The following is a 17,244-nucleotide window of genomic DNA, read 5'->3' as shown; positions in this document are numbered from 1 at the left end:
GCAAGAGCCTGGACGGTCGCCGGACGAACATCCGGTGATGTCCGGGCTTCACCGTTTTCCGAGCGGCCGGCTTGTGCGACGGCGATGAAGTCGTCCCGGGCCGACGCGTGAAGAGGAGGGCTGAGATGCCCGCAATCGTGCTCGTCGGCGCCCAGTGGGGCGATGAGGGCAAAGGCAAGGCGACCGACCTGCTCGGCAACACCGGGGCCGAGATCGACTATGTGGTGAAGTTCAACGGCGGCAACAACGCCGGCCACACGGTGGTGATCGGCACCGAGAAGTACGCGCTGCACCTGCTGCCGAGCGGGATCCTGACACCCGGCGTGACGCCGGTGATCGGCAACGGGGTGGTGGTCGATCTCAGCGTGCTGTTCGAGGAGCTCGACGCGCTGAACGCCCGCGGTGTCGACACCAGCCGGCTGGTGGTCAGCGCCAACGCGCACCTGATCCCGCCGTACAACCGGACCCTGGACAAGGTGGCCGAGCGGTTCCTCGGCAGCCGCAAGATCGGTACCACCGGGCGCGGCATCGGCCCGACGTACGCGGACAAGATGAACCGGATCGGCATCCGGGTCCAGGACCTGTACGACGAGAAGATCCTGGAGCAGAAGGTCACCGGCGCGCTGGAGCAGAAGAACCAGCTGCTGGTGAAGGTCTACAACCGCCGCGCGGTCGAGATCGCCGAGGTGATGGAGGAGCTGCTCGGGTACGCCGAGCGCCTGCGGCCGATGGTCGCGGACACACCGCTGCTGCTCGGCAAGGCGCTGGACGCGGGCAAGACGGTCCTGATGGAGGCGGGTCAGGCGACCCTGCTGGACGTCGACCACGGCACCTACCCGTTCGTCACCTCGTCGAACGCTATCTCCGCGGGCGCGTGCACCGGTTCCGGCATCCCGCCGACCCGGATCGACCGCGTGATGGCCGTCATCAAGGCCTACACGACCCGCGTCGGCGAGGGGCCGTTCCCGACCGAGCTGCTCGACGCGGACGGTGAATGGCTGCGCCAGCAGGGCTTCGAGTTCGGTACGACGACCGGCCGGCCGCGGCGCTGCGGCTGGTACGACGCCGTGATCGCCCGGTATGCCGCTCGCGTGAACGGCGTGACCGACTTCGTACTGACCAAGCTGGACACGTTGACCGGGCGCGAGAAGATCCCGGTCTGCGTCGCGTACGACGTGGGCGGGGTCCGGCACGAAGAGATGCCGATGACGCAGACCGAGTTCCACCACGCCGTGCCGGTCTACGAGGAGTTCGACGGCTGGGACGACGACATCACCGGCTGCCGGACGTTCGAGGACCTGCCGAAGAACGCCCAGACCTACGTCAAGGCGGTCGAGGCGATCAGCGGCGCGCCGATCTCCGCGGTCGGCGTCGGCCCGGAGCGCTCCCAGATGGTGATCCTCGACAACCGGATCTGAGGCTGCTGCCACCCCCGGACACTCCGGGGGTGGCGTCAGTTGCGGCCGATGATGGGCAGGTCGCGGATCAGGGGGTAGCCGCGGAAGTCGGTCAGGCTGGAGGTCGAGGGCAGGTGGATGTCGCCACGCGCCCACTGGGAGCCGGAGCCGTTGGTGGCACCGACGAACGATGCGACGGCGAGAACCAGCAGTAGGACGGCGACGAGCAGGCTCAACCAGGCCGGCCGGAAGGCCGAGCGCACGGTGATCTTGGCGCCTCGTCGCAACGAGCTGCCACCTGGTCCCCACCAGGCGGTGAGGAGTCCCGCGACGCCGCCGGCGCCGAAGCCGATCGCGGAGAGCGGCTCCCAGTCGGTCCCGTGTGAGCTTGCCGCTCCGGCGGTCACGACGCCGCCGACGATGAAGCCCATGACGACCGGCAGGATCAGGCAGAACAGCGTGATCAGCGATGCTGCCATCAGGTGAACCGGGCTGGCCGCGATCGCGATCACACCGTCCGACTTACCGCGTCCACCGCGAACCTGGCGACGGCGCATCAGCGCAGTACTGCCGCGGTCGACCGTCCTGGCGAACGCGAGCAGCAGAGCGGTGACAAGTAGCCCGAAGCCCGGGTAGAGAGCCATCAGTCCGGACAGGGCGAGCATGAGAGCCACCAGGACGACAGAGCGAGCTGCCTGCTGGTTGGCGGGTGCTGCAGTGTCTCCAGCAGGCTGCTTGGCCACCACGCCGTGCCCTGGCTGCGGACCTTGGTACGGCGGCGGCTCCGGCCGGTACGACGGTTGCGGCTGAGGCTGGTAGGTCTGGGGCTGGTACTGGGGTTGATACGACGGTTGCGGGTACGTCGGTTGGTACGGCGCGATGCCCTGTCCGGGCGCGCCTTGGTAAGACAAGGGCATCGCAGGTGGCGCCGCTGCAGTTGGCACCGGACTGTAGGTAGCGGGGTGGACCGGCGCCGGAGTCGCCGCCTTCGCCTTCTGCTGGGCGGCCACGTCCCGCAGCTTGTCCCGCAGTGGCGAGAAGGCCGACAGCGGCGGAATGACCGACGGCACCAGGCCCGCGACCTCGGCCGGGTCGTGGCCGGCAACCGCCGTAGCGGCGATCGCGTCCGCCGGCATCACCCGAGTCATCACTGCGGTCGGCGGATTGACCTGGACCGTCTCCTTCTCGACCACCGCGGTCGTCGGATCCGGGATCAGCGCGTCGCGGCCCTCGGCGTACCGGTTGAGGCCGGTCATGATCTCGAGCTGGGTCGGCCGGTCCCCGCGGGCCGGTGACAACGCGGCCGCCAGCAACGGCTTCAGCCGCGGGTCCAGGCCTTCCAGATCGGCCTTGCCGGTGTGGACGCGATGCAGCACGACCTCGAACGGGCCTTTGCCGAACGGGCGCCGCCCGGTGGCCGCGTAGGCGACAGTGGCGGCCCAGCCCCACCAGTCGGCCGACTCGGACACCATCTCGCCCTCGATCAGCTCCGGCGCGAGGTAACCCGGCGTACCGATCACCAGGCCGGTCTGGGTGAGCCGGAGGTCGTCGGCGGCCTGGGCGATGCCGAAGTCGATCATCACCGGCTTTCCGTTGAACATCATCACGTTGCCCGGCTTGAGATCGCGGTGGATCACACCGGCCTGGTGGACCGCTTGCAGCGACTCCGCGAGGCAGCCGGCCAGCGGCAGCCAGCGCTGCGGGGTCAGTGGCCCACGGTCGTCCACCTGCTCGTCCAGTGGCCGGCCGGGGATGAATCGGGTGACCAGGTACGGCCTGTCACTGCGCAGATCGTGGTCGAGGATGCCGGCGACGCCAGGGTGGCTGACCTTCGTCAGGGTGGTCGCTTCCCGCTCGAGGCGGGCCCGGGCGGTCGGGTCGTGGGCGACATGCGGCCGCAGTACCTTGAGCGCGACCTCCTTGTGTACCGGCCCCTCGGCCAGGTACACGACCCCCATGCCGCCTTGGCCGAGTCGGCGGAGCAGCTTGTAAGGCCCGACCTGCTCGTCCATCACGGTGGCAGCATCCACGTCTACCGGTGCGGTAGGACGTCCCCCTGTCACTGACATGGAATCTAAGGTACGTCGGCGCAAGCCCACTCGTGCGGTTCGTTACCGAACGCGTTCAACCCACTTCGGCAAATAGCGCAGCTCACAAGCAACGGCCGGTGCCCTGAGGCGGTGGGCACCGGCCGCGTCCTCGTCAGGGGGTCACTGGCAGGGTGAACGCGAGCAGTCCGGTCCCAGTGGCGTTGGTGATCCACGGGCCGGCGCCCAGGTGGCCCTGGTACGTCAGGCCGGTGGCGCCTGGGCCGGAGAGAGTGAGCACGAGCTTGCCGCCCGGTTGGTAGGCCACAGATGTGACAGTGGCGGCTGAACCCTCTACCCGAAAGTCGGCAGCTGCGCCGGCGTCGACAGTGAGCGGATCAGACGATCGGAGCTGTACTACGAACTGCGACCCGTTTGCGGTGACGCTGGCCGGGTTCGGCGCTGGGCCTCGCGGAGATTCACGGCGGTCGTGTTGCCACAGGGGGAGGTGCGGACTTGGTACACGTAGTACCGGCTGCCACCGGAGACCGCAGTGCCGAAGTCGGATCGCCAGTCCTGGATCAGCGAGGCGAAACCGGTGACGTGGACCGGGACGTTGTCGTTGTCGGACTCGCCCTGGTACCAGAGCACGCCGCGGACCTGGGCCATCACACCGGCCGCCTGCAGCCGTTGCCGAAGCCTGCCGTAGTTCGTGGCGAGGTCGTCGGGGTTCGCATCGTTGCGCTGGAAGAACGCGATCGGCTGACCGCCGTGCGCGCCGTTGAACAAGGCCACCGGAACCTTGTAGGTGTCGACGAGCCGCCGGCCCATCCGGATCGCCCACTGCCCGACCGAGCCCGACTGGGTGGTGACGTCACCGGTCGCGTAGTGCCAGACCCGGTCGGCGCCGGAGATCGGCCCGTCCGAGGTCGAGCTGCCGAAGCTCCGCAGATAGGGGGATTCCTCGCCGTTCGCGGCGCCGTTGAACTTGGCCGCCTCGGCATTCGACTGCCCCGTTCGAGGTGTGGAGCTCCGCCTCCCGGCGTACGGGATCGAGCTGGCGTTGGTCGGTCTCGACGGGCCGGTCGAGGTCGAGGGGATGAACGGGCTGCGCTTCAAGGCGCCTGCGGGTCTCGGTATGCCGGACGGGTTGTTCGTCCCCGGCGGTGGCTGGATGAACCGGGCCGAGCGGGGCGCCTGGGCCGAAGCCCGTCGCGGGATCATCCCGGCCCGGATCGCCGAACTCGCGCCGCGGCTGGCCTGGATCGGCTCGGTCTGCACCGGCGCGATGTTGCTCGCGGAAGCCGGGGTCCGGTGGATCCTTCGCTGGGGCAGTTAGCCTTTGAGTTGCGGGTAGTGGGCCGTGAGGTCCGCGGAGAGGCCGGCCTTGACGTTGCGGCTGATCTCGTCGGCGACCACCTCGAAGGCGCCCGTCTCGATCGCGTCCAGCGCCTGCTTGGCGATGTCCTCCGGCTTGGACTTCGGGTCCGTGATGCCGGCTGTCATGTCGGTGTCGACGTAGCCGACGTGCAGACCGGTGACGCCGATGCCACGGTCGAGCAGGTCGAGTCGCAGCGCGTTGGTCAGCGACCAGAAGGCGGACTTGCTGGCCGGGTACGCGCCGCCGAAGGTGATCCACGAGAGCACGGAGTGCATGTTCAGGACGTGGCCGCCGCCGTTGCGCTCGATGATCGGCACGAAGGCGCGGATCACGTTCAGCGGACCGAAGAAGTTGGCCTCGAAGACGTCGCGGATCTCCTCCACCGGCGACTCGAGGAGGCTGCTGCCGCCGGTGACCCCGGCGTTGTTGATCAGAACGGTGACGTCCGGGGCGGCTGCGGCCAGCGCCTCGATCGAGGCCGGGTCGGTGACCTCCAGCGGCACGTTCACGACGCGGTCGTCGGTGCTCGGCTTCGGGCTGCGGGCGGTGGCGTAGACCTTCTTCACCCCACGGGTGAGCAGGTCGTCCACCATTGCCTTGCCCATTCCGCGGCTGCCGCCGGTGACGAGGACGACTGCACCTTCGAGTGTGGTCACGATGACTCCGGTAAGAGAGGGGAAACAATTCGGTTTCCCCACTGTAAACCGATCTGTTTCCAAACGCAAGCCGAGCCGGTACGCTCGAGGTATGACCACCCAGGCGACACCCCGTCAGCGGCTGCTGGACGCGGCGGGCGAACTCTTCTACCGAGACGGCCTGAACATCGGCGTGGACGCGCTCTGCAAGGCGGCCGGCGTCTCGAAGAAGTCGATGTATCAGCTGTTCCGCTCCAAGGACGAGTTGATCGCCGAGAGCCTGGCCAGTGTCGGACCGGCGTACCAGCAGGCGCTGGAGCCGGGCGTCGACGACGGGTCGACGCCGTGGGAGCGGATCCTGGCGGTCTTTCAGAAGCAGGACCGGCTCACCGCGGGGGACGGGTTCTACGGCTGCCCGTTCCTGAGTACGGCGGTCGAGCTGAAGAACCCGGAGCACCCGGGCAGCGTGGTGGCGCGGCACTTCAAGCAGCGGCTGACCGACTTCTTCCACGGCGAACTGCTGGCTGCCGGAGCGGCCGCCCCCGAAGAGTTGGCGGTCCAGCTGACGATGGTCTTCGACGGCGCGAGCGCCCGGGCCGTCGTACGGGCCCAGGCGCTCGGTGGTGCCGGGATCAGGATGGCTGAAGCCATCCTCATCGCGGCGGGTGTGCGGCCTTCCGAGTTAGCCGGCCAGACCCGCTAGCTCGGAGCCTGCCCGCAGGCAGGCGCCAACCCCGAAGTCCGCGGTGGAGTCGTAGGTGATCGGCTGGCTCGACTCCGGCCCGTCGCCGACCTTCTGGACATAGCCGAGGAAGCCGCCCGGGTGGACCGCCGTCGCGACCATCCCGTTCCAGGCCCTGGCCGCGACCGCCTGGTACGACGTGGCCGCGACCAGGCCGGCCTTGATCGCGTACGCCGTCGCGTAGGTGAAGAAGGCGGTCCCGCTGGTCTCCGGACCCGGTAGGTGCTGCGGGTCGCCGAGGTTGACGGTCCAGAATCCGTCGGACCGCTGGATCGGCCGCAAAACGGTGACCAATTGGGTCAACGTACTGCTGTATTCGGCGACGTTCTGCTGATTTGCGGGTAGCGCCTTCAGGGTCTTCACGTGGGCGGCGCCGACCCAGCCGTTGCCGCGGGACCAGAGCACCGGTTTCCCGTTCGGCGAGACGATCTTGCCGGGCAGGAATCGGTCGTCGCAGTACCAGAGGCCGGCTCGACGAGACCCACAGGCCACGGGTCCGCTTGGTGTGGTTGTGCAATGGTGATTGTTGGCGTGCCGGGTCGTGACGCCGCCGGGAATTCCATAGGCGTGTTTCTCGGCCCAGCTCCTGGTGTAATCGAGATATCGCCGGTCATCGGTCATCGGTCATCGGTCAGCCGAAAGGCGGCCATCAGGCCGGAGAAGAAGGTGGACCGGGCCCACCCGTCTTCGGAATCGGGGCGACGGTTGCTGCGGAGGGTAGTGCCGGGGCGGCCAGAGCGGCGGTTCCGAGACTCAGGAATACGCGTCTTCTCATGGGACGGGACCTCACAGGGTCCCGGCAAAGTCGTTGCATGGGGCTGTGACCTGCGGGTTTAGGCCTGTGTGATCGGTGTGGCGTGGGTGACGGGTGTGGCTCGTGGGGCTTGGATGGAAGTTCTCACACTCACCGTCCAACCGGAGAACCACACCCGTCTATGTCATCTTCTCCCACTGCGGACACCGCGCAGCAGATCACCACCGCTGGAGGTGACTACGTTTTCACTGTCAAAGGCAATCAGCCCAACCTCCACAAAGCCTGCAAAGGCCTGCCCTGGAAAGACGTTCCGAGCCACACCGTCACCAGCCGTGGACACGGCCGCAGAACAACCCGGACCATCAAGGTCACCACCGCCCCGGCCCTGGGTCGAGTTCGCCGGCGCCACCCAGATCGCACAGGTCCGGCGGACCGTCACACGCAACGGCAAGAAAACCATCGAAGTCGTCTACCTGACTACCTCAGCAGGCCACCAGCAAGCACCACCAGCCACCCTCACGGCCTGGGTCCGAGGCCACTGGGGCATCGAGAACCGGCTCCACTGGATCCGCGACGTGACCTACGACGAAGACCGCTCCCAAGTCCGCACCGGCAACAGCCCACAAGTCATGGCCACCCTGCGCAACACCGCGATCAGCCTCCTACGACTGACCGGCACCGACAACATCGCCCAACGCCTACGACACCACGCCCGAGACCCCAAAACCATCCTCAACCTGCTCCTGACCAGCTAAAACGCGACTTTGCCGGGACCCTGGGGTGCCAGCCGGTCCAGCTGCGGCCTTCGAAGTGGTCCAGGCCGACGCCGGTCTTGAGTTCGCGGTATTCGTGTTCGATGCGCCAGAGGAACTTGAGGCGGAGGCCGAATCCTTTCTCCGGGCTGACGGCTCTTATGGATGAGCGGCCACGAGGCCGACGCGTTGAAGGAGGTTCGATGACCGTAGTCATTGTCGCTATGGTGGTCGTGGCGGTGCTGGTGTGCAGTTGTGTTGTGTTCCTGCGGATGCGCAAGAGGTCGAACCATGGCTGACTTCGCCCCATCGTCCTGGCCGGCCGACCAGCTCGTTCTGGCAGCGCAGCGTGGTGACGAGGCGTCGATCGCCGTGCTGGTCTCAGGTGCGTACCCACATGTCCGGCGTTTCGCGTTCTCGCTGTGCGCGAGCAGCCAGGATGCCGAGGACGCGGCCCAGGAGGCGATGATCGTTCTGTTTCGCAAGATCGGAACGCTGCGGGCGACGACCGCGCTCGCGTCGTGGATGTTCCGCATCGTGCGCAACGAATGTCTGCGCCGTGCGCGGACCCTTGCACAGCGCGATGAGACGCTCCCTGAGGTAGTCGCCCCCTCTGCCGAGGACGACGTGCTGAGCAGGCTGGAGGTCGAACGCCTGGCAGCCGCCATCGCGTCGTTGCCCGACGATCAGCGCCGCGTGCTGATCATGCGTGACATTCAGGGCCTGCCGGGAAAGACAGTCGCCAAGTTGCTCGGGCTGAGCACAGCGGCGATGAAGTCGCGGCTGCACCGCGCCCGCGCCACCGTGCGAGCCCGCCTGGACATCCCGGAGGAGAGCACACCTCAATGAGCAATCAAGAGACCAAGCCACCGTCGTTCGCCAGCAGGTCCCTACCCGTTCATCTGGCGCGTGGAGTCATCGGATTCGGCCTCGTCGCCGCCTCGGTTGTGCTGGCCCCCGTCGTCGGGTGGATCAGCCTGCTGCTCCTGCCTGCGGGCGTGGTGGCGCTCCGTGGCTGTCCGACGTGCTGGGTGGTCGGACTGGTGCAGACCATATCCCGCGGACGCCTAGAGCGGAAATGTGTGGATGGGCAATGCCGATTGGAGCCGTCGAGGGACATCTCATGACACTCCCTGTGTCAACCTCAGGCAGCAGGTCGAGAGGCTGTCTGCTGGTTGAGCGTTGCTGCGGCGCCGTGGTTGGTGGGGTTGTAGGGCGTGCGGTCCAGGGGCTGGCGTGGCGCCTGCTGTCGGCGAACATGGTGATGGCTTTGCGAACCGTTTGTTGCAGACCCACCGGAAGTGCACTGCCTGATGTTTGCCAGAGGCTTTGGTGACGGGTGTGCAGCCGGCGAGTGCAGCGATAGAATCGGGGTCCTTGTAGGCTTGGCGGCAGTCGCTCCACTCGGCGAGTATCTGGGCGGCGTTGATCTGACCCGACCTTGGCAGCGAAGTGAAGATCCCGCCGTCCGGGTTCTCCTCGAGTCGGGCGGTCACCGAGCGGCCCAGGTCCTTGACGGCGGCGTTGACCGCTTTCACGACGTTGACCAGGGCGAGGACTGCATCGCGCAGCGCGGTGGTCAGGGCTGGGTCGGTCGTGCCGGCCGGGGCCGACCGCAGCCGTTGGAGCAAGCCAGCCGCGGGTCGTTTGCCGGAGTAGCCACGGGCGCGGCAGAACGCCGCGAGGCGTTTCTCGCCCAGGTGCGCGGCCAGCTGGTTGACCGCCGCGACCCGCATCTCGACCAGGTCATCGCGGGTCCGGACCACGGTCCGCACCGCCTTGGTCTCACCCGAGTACGGCGCCGCCGTGCGCAGCCGGTGCTGGCGCAACCGCAGGTATTTGGCGATCACCCGCGGCGTCGGCGGCGTCGGACTTGGCTCCGGACAGCACCTCGCCTTCGCGCCAGGTCTTGGTCGCGTTCGGGCTGACCGGCACGACCGGGTGTCCGGCCTCGAGCAGCAGGTCGACCAGCCGCCCGTTCGGGCGTTCGATCCCGATCGGGATATCGGTCGCGTCACCATGTTCGGCCAGGCTGCGGATCAGCAGCACGATCCCCTCCGCGGAGTGCTTGGTGGTGAAATGCACGGGACCTCACTTTGTTCCATTGCGGGATGGGACAAATCGTTACTTTGTTCCAGAACAAATTCCCGCTGCTGGGATATTGACGCCTTCACGCCCTGTCGTCAAACTTCCGAAAAGACTCTGCGGTATGCGGGGGCCAGATTGCCAATGACCGCAGCGTGGAGTCCACCGCCCCTAGAACAGGACATCCGCCCATGCGAAAGAAGGCATTGATCCCCGTGGTCGCCGCTGCCTGCGCAGCCGTGGTCGCCGGTGCACTGAGCAATCCCGCCTCCGCGGCCCAGCGACCGGCTGCTGTCAGCGCGCCGGCCGCGGTGAACGCGCCGGCCTCCTTCACTCATCCCGGTGTCGGCTCCAGTCGCGCCCAGCTGGACTTCGTCCGCGCCAAGGTGCAGGCCGGCGCCCAACCGTGGACGAACGCCTACAACCAGGCCAAGAACAGCAACTACGCGTCTTTGAGCCGGACGCCGACTCCACGCGCGGTGGTGGAATGCGGTCCGTACTCCGACCCGAACCTCGGCTGCACCAACGAGCGCGAGGACGCGATCGCGGCGTACACCGACGCCCTGATCTGGTACATCGGCCGCGACGATCGCTATGCGCAGAAGTCGATCGCGCTGATGGACGCCTGGTCGAACACGATCAGCGACCACACCAACAGCAACGCTCCGCTGCAGACCGCGTGGTCGGCCTCGTCGTGGCCGAAGGCCGCCGAGATCATCAAGCACGTCTACGGCAACTGGCCGAACGCGGGCCGGTTCGAGACGATGCTGCGCAACGTCTACCTGCCCGAGATCGTCAACGGCTCGAACTCCAACGGCAACTGGGAATTGAGCATGACCGAGGCGATCCAGGGCATCGGGGTGTTCCTCGACGACCAGACCGTCTACGACAAGGCGATCTCACTGTTCCGGGTCCGGACGCCCGCCTATGTCTACCTCTCCTCGGACGGCGCGCTGCCGAAGACCAAGCCGAGCCAGAACCTCAATACCCGCGACAAGATCGTCGCCTACTGGCAGGGCCAGGGCACCTTCGTCGACGGGCTGACCCAGGAGACCTGCCGCGATTTCACGCACACCGGCTACGGGATCTCATCGATCTCGCACGTGCTGGAGACGTCCCGGATCCAGGGCATCGACCTGTACCCCGAGTTCGGTGAGCGGCTGCGTCAGGCGCTCGGCTTCCAGTCCCGGTGGGAGCGCAATCTGGAGGCAGTTCCGTCCTGGCTCTGTGGCGGCACCGTCAAGCGCGGCCTCGGCCCGATCACCGAAGTCGGCTACAACGCCCTGCATACCCGTCTCGGCATCGCGATGTCCAACACCCAGGCCCTGACCGAGTCCAAGCGCCCGGCAGGTTCGAACAACCTGTTCGTCGCCTGGGAAACCCTCACCCACGCTGAGAACCCCAGCTGACACCTCGCTTACGTCCGAAGAAGTGGAGTGGACGTTCCTCCGCTTCTTCGGACGTAAGGACCGGCGACGAGTCAGATCTGGGCCTCGCCGCGTTTCCAGTAGCCCTGGAAGGAGACGGCGGACTTGGGCAGGCCGACGGTGTTGACGAGGTGGCGGCGGACCTGCTTGATCATGCCGGACTCGCCGGCCACCCACGCGTAATCGACGTCGTCCGGAAGATCGGCGGCTTTGAGGGCCGCGGGCAATGAATTGGACGCATCAGCGTGGGTGATCCAGGTGATGTCCACCTCGCCCGGGCTCGGCAGCGGGCGGATATCGCGCAGATCGGGAACCTCGACGAAGACAGTGGCCCGTACTGCGGCCGGAAGCTGCTCGAGGATGCCCGCCAGTGCCGGCAGCGCGGTCTCGTCGGCGACCAGGACGCGGCTGATGCTCGTCGCGGGCGGAACGTAGTCGACGCCTGAGTTGAGCAGGCCTTTGATGCTGCTGGTGTCGACCGAGAACGGCACGATCAGACCGATCTCGTCACCCGGCTCGACGTCGCTCACCCAGGCCGACGCGGGCCCGTTCACACCGTGCAGGACGAATTCGATATCGAGCTCGGCCACCTCGGGCCGCAGCGCGCGGACCGTGTAGGTGCGCATGACGAAGCGCTCCTCGGCCGGCATCGAGCACCAGTCGGCGTACCACTCGGGGCCGACCGGCAACCGCAGTACGCCGCCGTCGGGCGGGGAGAGCAGCACCTTGATCCGCTGATCCGGACCGGCGGTCACCACCTCGGCGAGCTCGGGCGCCACGAAGGTCACCCGGCGCAGATGCGGGCTGAGGTCCTCGATCGACGCCACGGTGGCGAGTACCGAGTCGAACGCGATCGGGCGCTCGAGCACTGTCGTCATACCGGTCTCCGATGAAAGTACTGACAAGGCAGGGGTGCTCGGGTGCGGCCCGATGACGAGCGGGCTATCCTCAGGCATCTAAAGGTTAGCCTTACCTAAGAGGATCTATAAATCCAATGCCCCCGCCGCCTACAGCCGCCGCAACCCGGCCAGCGACCGCAGTTGCGCCCAGGCGCCGCTCGCGTGCCCGCCGCACCCCGCTGATCCTGGGCCTGGTCGGCTGTGTGGCATTGCTGGTGGTGGTCTGTCTGCTGAGCATCGCCGTGGGCTCCAGGCAGATCCCGCTCTCGACCGTGTTCGATGCCCTGCGCCACTATGACGCGTCCAACACCGATCACGTGATCGTCCACTCGCTCAGAGTGCCGCGAACCCTGGTCGGACTGCTGGTCGGCGCCGCGCTCGGACTGTCCGGTGCGTTGATGCAAGGCGTGACGCGCAACCCGCTGGCGGATCCGGGCATTCTCGGCGTCAACGGTGGCGCGGCGCTTTTCGTTGTCGCGGGCATCTATTGGTTCGGCCTGACCAGCCTGACGGCGTACGTGTGGCTGGCCTTCGCCGGCGCGGCCGCCGCTTCGGTCGCGGTCTACGCGCTCGGCTCACTCGGACGAGAAGGCGCGACGCCGGTGAAACTCGCGCTCGCGGGCGCGGCCCTGACAGCGATGCTCGGGTCGCTCACGACCGCGCTGCTGATCGGGGACGTCGACACCTTCGACCAGTTCCGGTTCTGGGCGGTCGGGTCGCTGTCCGCCCGTGGCTCGGACGTCGTCGGCCAGGTGGCGCCGTTCATCCTGATCGGCATCGCGCTCGCGCTGGTCTCGGGCCGGGTGCTCAACGCTCTGTCACTCGGTGACGATGTGGCCCGATCGCTGGGGCAGCGGGTCGGGCTGGCACGGATTTTCACCGCGGTCACAGTCGTGCTGCTCTGTGGAGCTGCCACCGCCGCGGCGGGACCGATCGGTTTCGTCGGCCTCACCATCCCGCACGTGGCGCGCCTGGTGACCGGGCCGGATTACCGCTGGATCCTGCCGTACTCGATGCTGCTGGCCCCGATCCTGCTGCTCGGTTCCGACGTCATCGGCCGGGTCGCCGCGCAGCCGGGCGAGCTCCAGGTCGGCATCGTCACCGCCGTGCTCGGGGCGCCTTTCTTCATCGCCCTGGTACGCCGCCGGAAGCTGGCGGACCTCTGATGGCGAGCGTGACCGCGGAACATTCGCCGGCCCAGGTGATCTCGCGGGCCCGGGCTGCCCGGCGGGCCCGGTCGCTGGTCGTGACGGCCGTCCTCGCCGCTGTGGTGTTCGTGATCTTCTGCGTCTCGCTCTCACTCGGGGACTTCAAGATCCCGGTGAGCGACGTGGTGAAGACGCTGTTCGGTGGCGGCGACAAGGCGACCGAGTTCATCGTGAACACGCTCCGATTGCCCCGGGCGCTGACAGGTCTCCTGGTCGGCCTCGCTCTCGGCTTGTCCGGTGCGATCTTCCAGAGCATCGCCCGCAATCCGCTGGCCAGCCCGGACATCATCGGTGTCACGTACGGCGCCAGTGCGTTCGCCGTGTTCGCGATCGTCACGCTTGGTCTGGCCGGCGCTGCGATCGCCGGACTCGCGATCGCGGGAGCGCTGCTGACCGCCATCATCATGTACCTGCTCGCGTGGCGACGCGGTGTCTCCAGCTACCGGCTGATCCTGGTCGGGATCGGGATCGGAATCGGCGCGATGGCGACCAGCCTCACGTCGTACCTGCTGACCAAGGCGCGGGTCGAGATCGCCCAGCAAGCGCTGATCTGGCTCACCGGCAGCCTGAACGGGCGGGACTGGACGCAGGTCCGCTGGATGACGATCACCCTCGTCGTGCTTTCGCCGGTGCTGATCTTCCTGGTGCATCGGTTGCGGATCCTTCAGTTCGGCGACGAAACGGCGTACGGGCTGGGCTTGCGAGTGGAGCTTTCGCGGCTCGGGCTGATCGTGGTTGCCGTGCTGCTGGCCGCGATGGCGACGGCCGCGGCCGGGCCGATCGGTTTCGTGGCCTTCGTGGCGCCGCCGATCGCCCGCTGGCTGACCCGGTCGGCGGGGCCGGCGCTGATCGTGTCCGCTCTGATCGGTGCCTTCGTGGTGTCGTTGTCCGACCTGATCGCGCAGCACGCGCTGGGGGAGACCCAGTTGCCGGTCGGTGTCATCACCGGCGTCGTCGGCGCGCCGTACCTGATGTTCTTGCTGGCCCGGGCCAACCGGGTGGGGAGTGGTGGCTGAAATGGAGACCCCCATGATCGAGCCTGCGGTGGACCACAGTCTGGCCGCCGAGAACCTTGCCGTCGGCTACGACCATCGCGAGATCATCCACGACCTGTCGGTCCGGATCCCGGCCGGCAAGATCAGTGTGATCGTCGGCGCCAATGCGTGCGGCAAGTCCACCCTGCTGAAGACGCTGGCCCGGTTGCTCAAGCCCAGCAGGGGATCCGTGCTGCTGGACGGCAAGAGCATCCACCAGATCCCGACCCGTGAGGTCGCGACCCGGCTCGGTCTGCTGCCGCAGTCGCCGACCGCGCCGGAAGGCATCACGGTCGCGGACCTGGTCGGTCGCGGCCGGTACCCGCGGCAGGGCTGGATCCGGCAGTGGACGTCGGCCGACGACGAGGCGATCGCCGACGCGATGACCTCGACCGACGTACTGGAGATCGCCGACCGCCCGATCGACGAACTGTCCGGTGGTCAGCGCCAGCGGGTCTGGATCGCGATGGCGCTGGCGCAGGAGACCGGCATCCTGCTGCTCGACGAGCCGACCACCTTCCTCGACCTGACCCACCAGTTCGAGGTGCTCGATCTGCTGGTCGACCTGAACAAGCGAGACGATCGGACCATCGTCCTGGTGCTGCACGACCTGAACCAGGCCTGCCGCTTCGGCGACCACCTGATCGCGATGAAGGACGGCGCGATCGTTGCCGAGGGCAACCCGGCCGAGGTGATCACCGAGCAGGTGGTCCAGGACGTCTTCGGCCTGGCGGTCAAGGTGATCCCGGACCCGGTGGCCGGTACGCCGATGGTCGTCCCCATCGGCCGCCACACCCCCCGCACCAACGCGGCCGGCGGACCCGTTGCCGCCGACAACGCTGTCAGCGGGGGTGTCGGGACCGAGAACCCAGCCGCGAAGGCCCTCGCCGCGTCCTCCGCCGCGAACGGAATCTGCCGACCCACCCAACGCTGACGAAAGACCCCCGCTTCGCGCCCTCCTCCGTCGCGACTAGCGGTCAGCCGCACGTGGTCCGCTGGTCCAGGTTCAAGCGAACAGCCGGGGCGGCCGGCCGCTCCGTCGCGGATCGGATGACGTGGGCGATGGCTGGAAACCTGATTCGTCCAGGACGACGGTACGCCGGTCGGTGTCCCCGGATCGGCAATCCGAGCCGAGCGCTTTCTAGCCGCGACGGAGGAGGGCACGAGGCGGGCTCGACATACGTGGGCCATTGACGAGGTCAGGACTGTTAGGTAACTTTCCTAACAATTGTTGTTAGGTAAATCCACCTAGCAAAATACTCCCGATCGCCCCTCTGGAGTGGCTCATGGCTCGAAGGCGCGTGTTGCTCAAGGTAGTACCCCCGTTTGTGGTCGCCGCTCTGGTGGCCGGGATCGGACTCAATTCAAGTGCCGAAGCAGCGGCGGACGCTCTGCTGTCCCAGCGTAAACCGGTACTGGCGTCCAGTCTCGAGACCAGTTCCTTCGGCGGCGATCTCGCCGTCGACGGGAGCGGGACGACGCGCTGGGCCAGCGCGGAAGGCGTGGATCCGCAGTGGATCCGGGTCGACCTCGGTCAGGCCGCCGCCATCCATCGGGTCAAGCTGAGCTGGGAGGCGGCGTACGGGAAGAACTACCGGATCGAGGTCTCGGACGACGGCACCAATTTCACCACCGTCAAGGATGTCGTCAACGGCAACGGCGCCACCGATGACCTGACCGGCCTGCAGGGACACGGGCGGTACGTCCGTCTGGTCGGCACCAAGCGAGGCACGAGCTACGGCTACTCCCTGTGGGAGCTGGAGGTGTACGGCGCTGCAGACTCCAGCGGTGACACCCAGGCGCCCACAGTCCCGACTGGATTGAAGGCCACCAGCGTCACGGCGACCACCGCGACCCTGAGCTGGACCGCCTCTACCGACAACGTGGGCGTCAACTCGTACGACGTACTGCGGGACGGCGTCGTGATCGCCAACGTCGCACAGCCGCCGTACAACGACACCGGCCTGAGCGGGAGTACGACGTACAAGTACACCGTGAAGGCTCGTGATCTCGCCGGAAACGTCTCCAACCCCAGCGATGCCCTCAGCGTGCTGACGACGGCCGGTGGCGGTGGCGGTCAGTTCGTCCTCGCGGCCGCCGGCGACATCGCGGAGCAGTGCACGGCATCCAGCTCCAGCTGCATTCACCCCAAGACGGCGGCGCTGGTCCAGGCGATAAACCCGGCCAACGTCATCACGATGGGCGACAACCAGTACGACGACGCGCATCTGTCGGACTTCCAGAACTACTACGACAAGACCTGGGGGAAGTTCAAGAGCATCACCAAGCCGATCCCAGGTAACCACGAGACCTACGACGAGCCGTCGTTCGACGGATACCACAAGTACTTCGGATCGATCGCCACGCCGCAGGGCAAGAACTACTACAGCTGGGAACGCGGCAACTGGCACTTCATCGCGCTGGACTCCAACGACTTCGTGAAGGAGGAGGCCGGCAAGACCGCTGCCACCGACCCGGCCCAGCTCACCTGGCTGAAGCAGGACCTCGCCGGCAACACCAAGGGCTGCATCGCGGCCTACTACCACCACCCGCGCTTCAGCTCGGGCGACCACGGCGACAACCCCGACGCCGCCCAGCTCTGGCAGACGTTGGTCGATGCCAAGGTCGACCTGGTGCTGAACGGTCACGATCACCACTACGAACGGTTCCTGCCGCAGAACGTCAACGGTCAGCCGGACCCGAACGGTCCGATGCAGATCATCGGCGGCACCGGCGGTGCGTCGTTCTACCCGGTCCACGCGGCTCACCCCGCCACGGCCAAGTTGATCCACGACAAGAGCGGTGTGCTCAAGCTGTCGATGACCGACACCACGTTCGCCGAGCAGCTCATCGGCCTCGACAACACGGTGCTGGACAGCAGCCCGACCTACACCTGCCACTGA

The 17,244-nt window shown here is 67.3% G+C and carries 18 protein-coding genes; 10 read left to right on the top strand and 8 right to left on the bottom strand.

The features are described from left to right. Positions 1-125 precede the first annotated feature (125 nt). Entirely contained in the window at positions 126-1,418 is a 1,293-nt protein-coding gene (locus tag F1D05_RS18425) for an adenylosuccinate synthase (RefSeq protein WP_185448796.1), read from the top strand. Positions 1,419-1,453: 35 nt separating this feature from the next. Here F1D05_RS18425 and F1D05_RS18420 read toward each other — a convergent pair whose 3' ends face one another. The 3 genes from F1D05_RS18420 to F1D05_RS40410 all read right to left on the bottom strand — a co-directional run bounded on the left by F1D05_RS18420 (position 1,454) and on the right by F1D05_RS40410 (position 4,543). Beyond that, complete coding sequence (locus F1D05_RS18420; protein WP_185448795.1) at positions 1,454-3,466, bottom strand: serine/threonine protein kinase; 2,013 nt, start codon at positions 3,464-3,466, stop codon at positions 1,454-1,456. A gap of 133 nt (positions 3,467-3,599) precedes the next feature. Further along, positions 3,600-3,752 carry a hypothetical protein gene (locus F1D05_RS18415; RefSeq protein WP_185448794.1) on the bottom strand — a complete coding sequence of 51 codons (153 nt, stop codon included), beginning with the start codon at positions 3,750-3,752 and terminating at the stop codon, positions 3,600-3,602. Between the two features lie 89 nt (positions 3,753-3,841). Next, positions 3,842-4,543, bottom strand: a complete 702-nt coding sequence (locus F1D05_RS40410) for a sialate O-acetylesterase (protein ID WP_246486798.1) — start codon at positions 4,541-4,543, stop codon at positions 3,842-3,844. On the opposite strand from F1D05_RS40410, the gene F1D05_RS18405 reads away from it, so the two are divergent. Next, positions 4,524-4,763 carry a hypothetical protein gene (locus tag F1D05_RS18405; protein ID WP_246486797.1) on the top strand — a complete coding sequence of 80 codons (240 nt, stop codon included), beginning with the start codon at positions 4,524-4,526 and terminating at the stop codon, positions 4,761-4,763. The two genes, F1D05_RS40410 and F1D05_RS18405, sit on opposite strands and share 20 nt — an antisense overlap. Here the strand turns inward: F1D05_RS18405 and F1D05_RS18400 are convergent. Next, positions 4,760-5,461 carry an SDR family oxidoreductase gene (locus tag F1D05_RS18400; RefSeq protein WP_185448792.1) on the bottom strand — a complete coding sequence of 234 codons (702 nt, stop codon included), beginning with the start codon at positions 5,459-5,461 and terminating at the stop codon, positions 4,760-4,762. The genes F1D05_RS18405 and F1D05_RS18400 overlap by 4 nt on opposite strands. Before the next feature lie 91 nt (positions 5,462-5,552). Between F1D05_RS18400 and F1D05_RS18395 the strand changes: the two genes are divergently transcribed. Beyond that, on the top strand, positions 5,553-6,143 hold the full coding sequence (locus F1D05_RS18395; RefSeq protein WP_185448791.1) for a TetR/AcrR family transcriptional regulator: 591 nt from the start codon (positions 5,553-5,555) through the stop codon (positions 6,141-6,143). Here F1D05_RS18395 and F1D05_RS18390 read toward each other — a convergent pair. Beyond that, the gene (locus F1D05_RS18390) at positions 6,123-6,803 is read right to left on the bottom strand and encodes a glycoside hydrolase family 88 protein (protein WP_206686267.1); all 681 of its coding nucleotides are present in this window, start codon (positions 6,801-6,803) and stop codon (positions 6,123-6,125) included. The two genes, F1D05_RS18395 and F1D05_RS18390, sit on opposite strands and share 21 nt — an antisense overlap. A 465-nt stretch (positions 6,804-7,268) precedes the next feature. Between F1D05_RS18390 and F1D05_RS18385 the strand changes: the two genes are divergently transcribed. Further along, complete coding sequence (locus tag F1D05_RS18385) at positions 7,269-7,691, top strand: ISAs1 family transposase (RefSeq protein WP_206686266.1); 423 nt, start codon at positions 7,269-7,271, stop codon at positions 7,689-7,691. A gap of 288 nt (positions 7,692-7,979) precedes the next feature. After that, positions 7,980-8,537 (top strand): RNA polymerase sigma factor, encoded by a 558-nt coding sequence (locus tag F1D05_RS18380; RefSeq protein WP_185448790.1) that lies wholly within the window; start codon positions 7,980-7,982, stop codon positions 8,535-8,537. A 272-nt stretch (positions 8,538-8,809) separates the two neighbouring features. Here F1D05_RS18380 and F1D05_RS18375 read toward each other — a convergent pair whose 3' ends face one another. After that, positions 8,810-9,538 carry a transposase gene (locus F1D05_RS18375; RefSeq protein ID WP_206686265.1) on the bottom strand — a complete coding sequence of 243 codons (729 nt, stop codon included), beginning with the start codon at positions 9,536-9,538 and terminating at the stop codon, positions 8,810-8,812. Beyond that, positions 9,474-9,773, bottom strand: coding sequence for an IS110 family transposase (locus tag F1D05_RS18370; protein WP_206686264.1), 300 nt, complete (start codon positions 9,771-9,773; stop codon positions 9,474-9,476). Before F1D05_RS18370 ends, F1D05_RS18375 begins: the two co-directional genes overlap by 65 nt. Positions 9,774-9,964: 191 nt before the next feature. Between F1D05_RS18370 and F1D05_RS18365 the strand changes: the two genes are divergently transcribed. Then, entirely contained in the window at positions 9,965-11,182 is a 1,218-nt protein-coding gene (locus F1D05_RS18365; protein WP_185448789.1) for an alginate lyase family protein, read from the top strand. 71 nt (positions 11,183-11,253) lie between these two features. Here the strand turns inward: F1D05_RS18365 and F1D05_RS18360 are convergent, their stop codons facing one another. Continuing rightward, a complete protein-coding gene (locus F1D05_RS18360; RefSeq protein ID WP_185448788.1) occupies positions 11,254-12,078 on the bottom strand; it encodes a siderophore-interacting protein in 825 nt (274 codons plus the stop codon). A gap of 116 nt (positions 12,079-12,194) precedes the next feature. Here F1D05_RS18360 and F1D05_RS18355 point away from each other — a divergent pair, with 116 nt between their 5' ends. From F1D05_RS18355 to F1D05_RS18340, 4 genes are all read left to right on the top strand, one after another. Beyond that, positions 12,195-13,265: a FecCD family ABC transporter permease gene (locus F1D05_RS18355; RefSeq protein WP_185448787.1), complete on the top strand. Its 1,071-nt coding sequence runs from the start codon at positions 12,195-12,197 to the stop codon at positions 13,263-13,265. Then, positions 13,265-14,323, top strand: a complete 1,059-nt coding sequence (locus F1D05_RS18350) for a FecCD family ABC transporter permease (protein ID WP_185448786.1) — start codon at positions 13,265-13,267, stop codon at positions 14,321-14,323. The genes F1D05_RS18355 and F1D05_RS18350 overlap by 1 nt, the downstream gene beginning before the upstream one ends. Positions 14,324-14,336: 13 nt before the next feature. Further along, positions 14,337-15,275 (top strand): ABC transporter ATP-binding protein, encoded by a 939-nt coding sequence (locus tag F1D05_RS18345; RefSeq protein WP_185448785.1) that lies wholly within the window; start codon positions 14,337-14,339, stop codon positions 15,273-15,275. A 352-nt stretch (positions 15,276-15,627) separates the two neighbouring features. Then, positions 15,628-17,244 (top strand): discoidin domain-containing protein, encoded by a 1,617-nt coding sequence (locus F1D05_RS18340; protein WP_185448784.1) that lies wholly within the window; start codon positions 15,628-15,630, stop codon positions 17,242-17,244.

The organism is Kribbella qitaiheensis (assembly GCF_014217565.1).
Classification (GTDB): domain Bacteria; phylum Actinomycetota; class Actinomycetes; order Propionibacteriales; family Kribbellaceae; genus Kribbella; species Kribbella qitaiheensis_A.
Note: the sequence above shows the minus strand (reverse complement) of the source record. Positions and strands in the feature narration are given on the sequence as shown.

Coding starts and splice junctions, on each gene's coding strand:
- F1D05_RS18425 (WP_185448796.1), top strand. CDS start 126: ATGCCCGCAATCGTGCTCGTCGGCGCCCAGTGGGGCGATGAGGGCAAA.
- F1D05_RS18420 (WP_185448795.1), bottom strand. CDS start 3,466: ATGTCAGTGACAGGGGGACGTCCTACCGCACCGGTAGACGTGGATGCT.
- F1D05_RS18405 (WP_246486797.1), top strand. CDS start 4,524: ATGAACGGGCTGCGCTTCAAGGCGCCTGCGGGTCTCGGTATGCCGGAC.
- F1D05_RS18395 (WP_185448791.1), top strand. CDS start 5,553: ATGACCACCCAGGCGACACCCCGTCAGCGGCTGCTGGACGCGGCGGGC.
- F1D05_RS18390 (WP_206686267.1), bottom strand. CDS start 6,803: ATGACCGATGACCGGCGATATCTCGATTACACCAGGAGCTGGGCCGAG.
- F1D05_RS18380 (WP_185448790.1), top strand. CDS start 7,980: ATGGCTGACTTCGCCCCATCGTCCTGGCCGGCCGACCAGCTCGTTCTG.
- F1D05_RS18365 (WP_185448789.1), top strand. CDS start 9,965: ATGCGAAAGAAGGCATTGATCCCCGTGGTCGCCGCTGCCTGCGCAGCC.
- F1D05_RS18360 (WP_185448788.1), bottom strand. CDS start 12,078: ATGACGACAGTGCTCGAGCGCCCGATCGCGTTCGACTCGGTACTCGCC.
- F1D05_RS18355 (WP_185448787.1), top strand. CDS start 12,195: ATGCCCCCGCCGCCTACAGCCGCCGCAACCCGGCCAGCGACCGCAGTT.
- F1D05_RS18350 (WP_185448786.1), top strand. CDS start 13,265: ATGGCGAGCGTGACCGCGGAACATTCGCCGGCCCAGGTGATCTCGCGG.
- F1D05_RS18345 (WP_185448785.1), top strand. CDS start 14,337: ATGATCGAGCCTGCGGTGGACCACAGTCTGGCCGCCGAGAACCTTGCC.
- F1D05_RS18340 (WP_185448784.1), top strand. CDS start 15,628: ATGGCTCGAAGGCGCGTGTTGCTCAAGGTAGTACCCCCGTTTGTGGTC.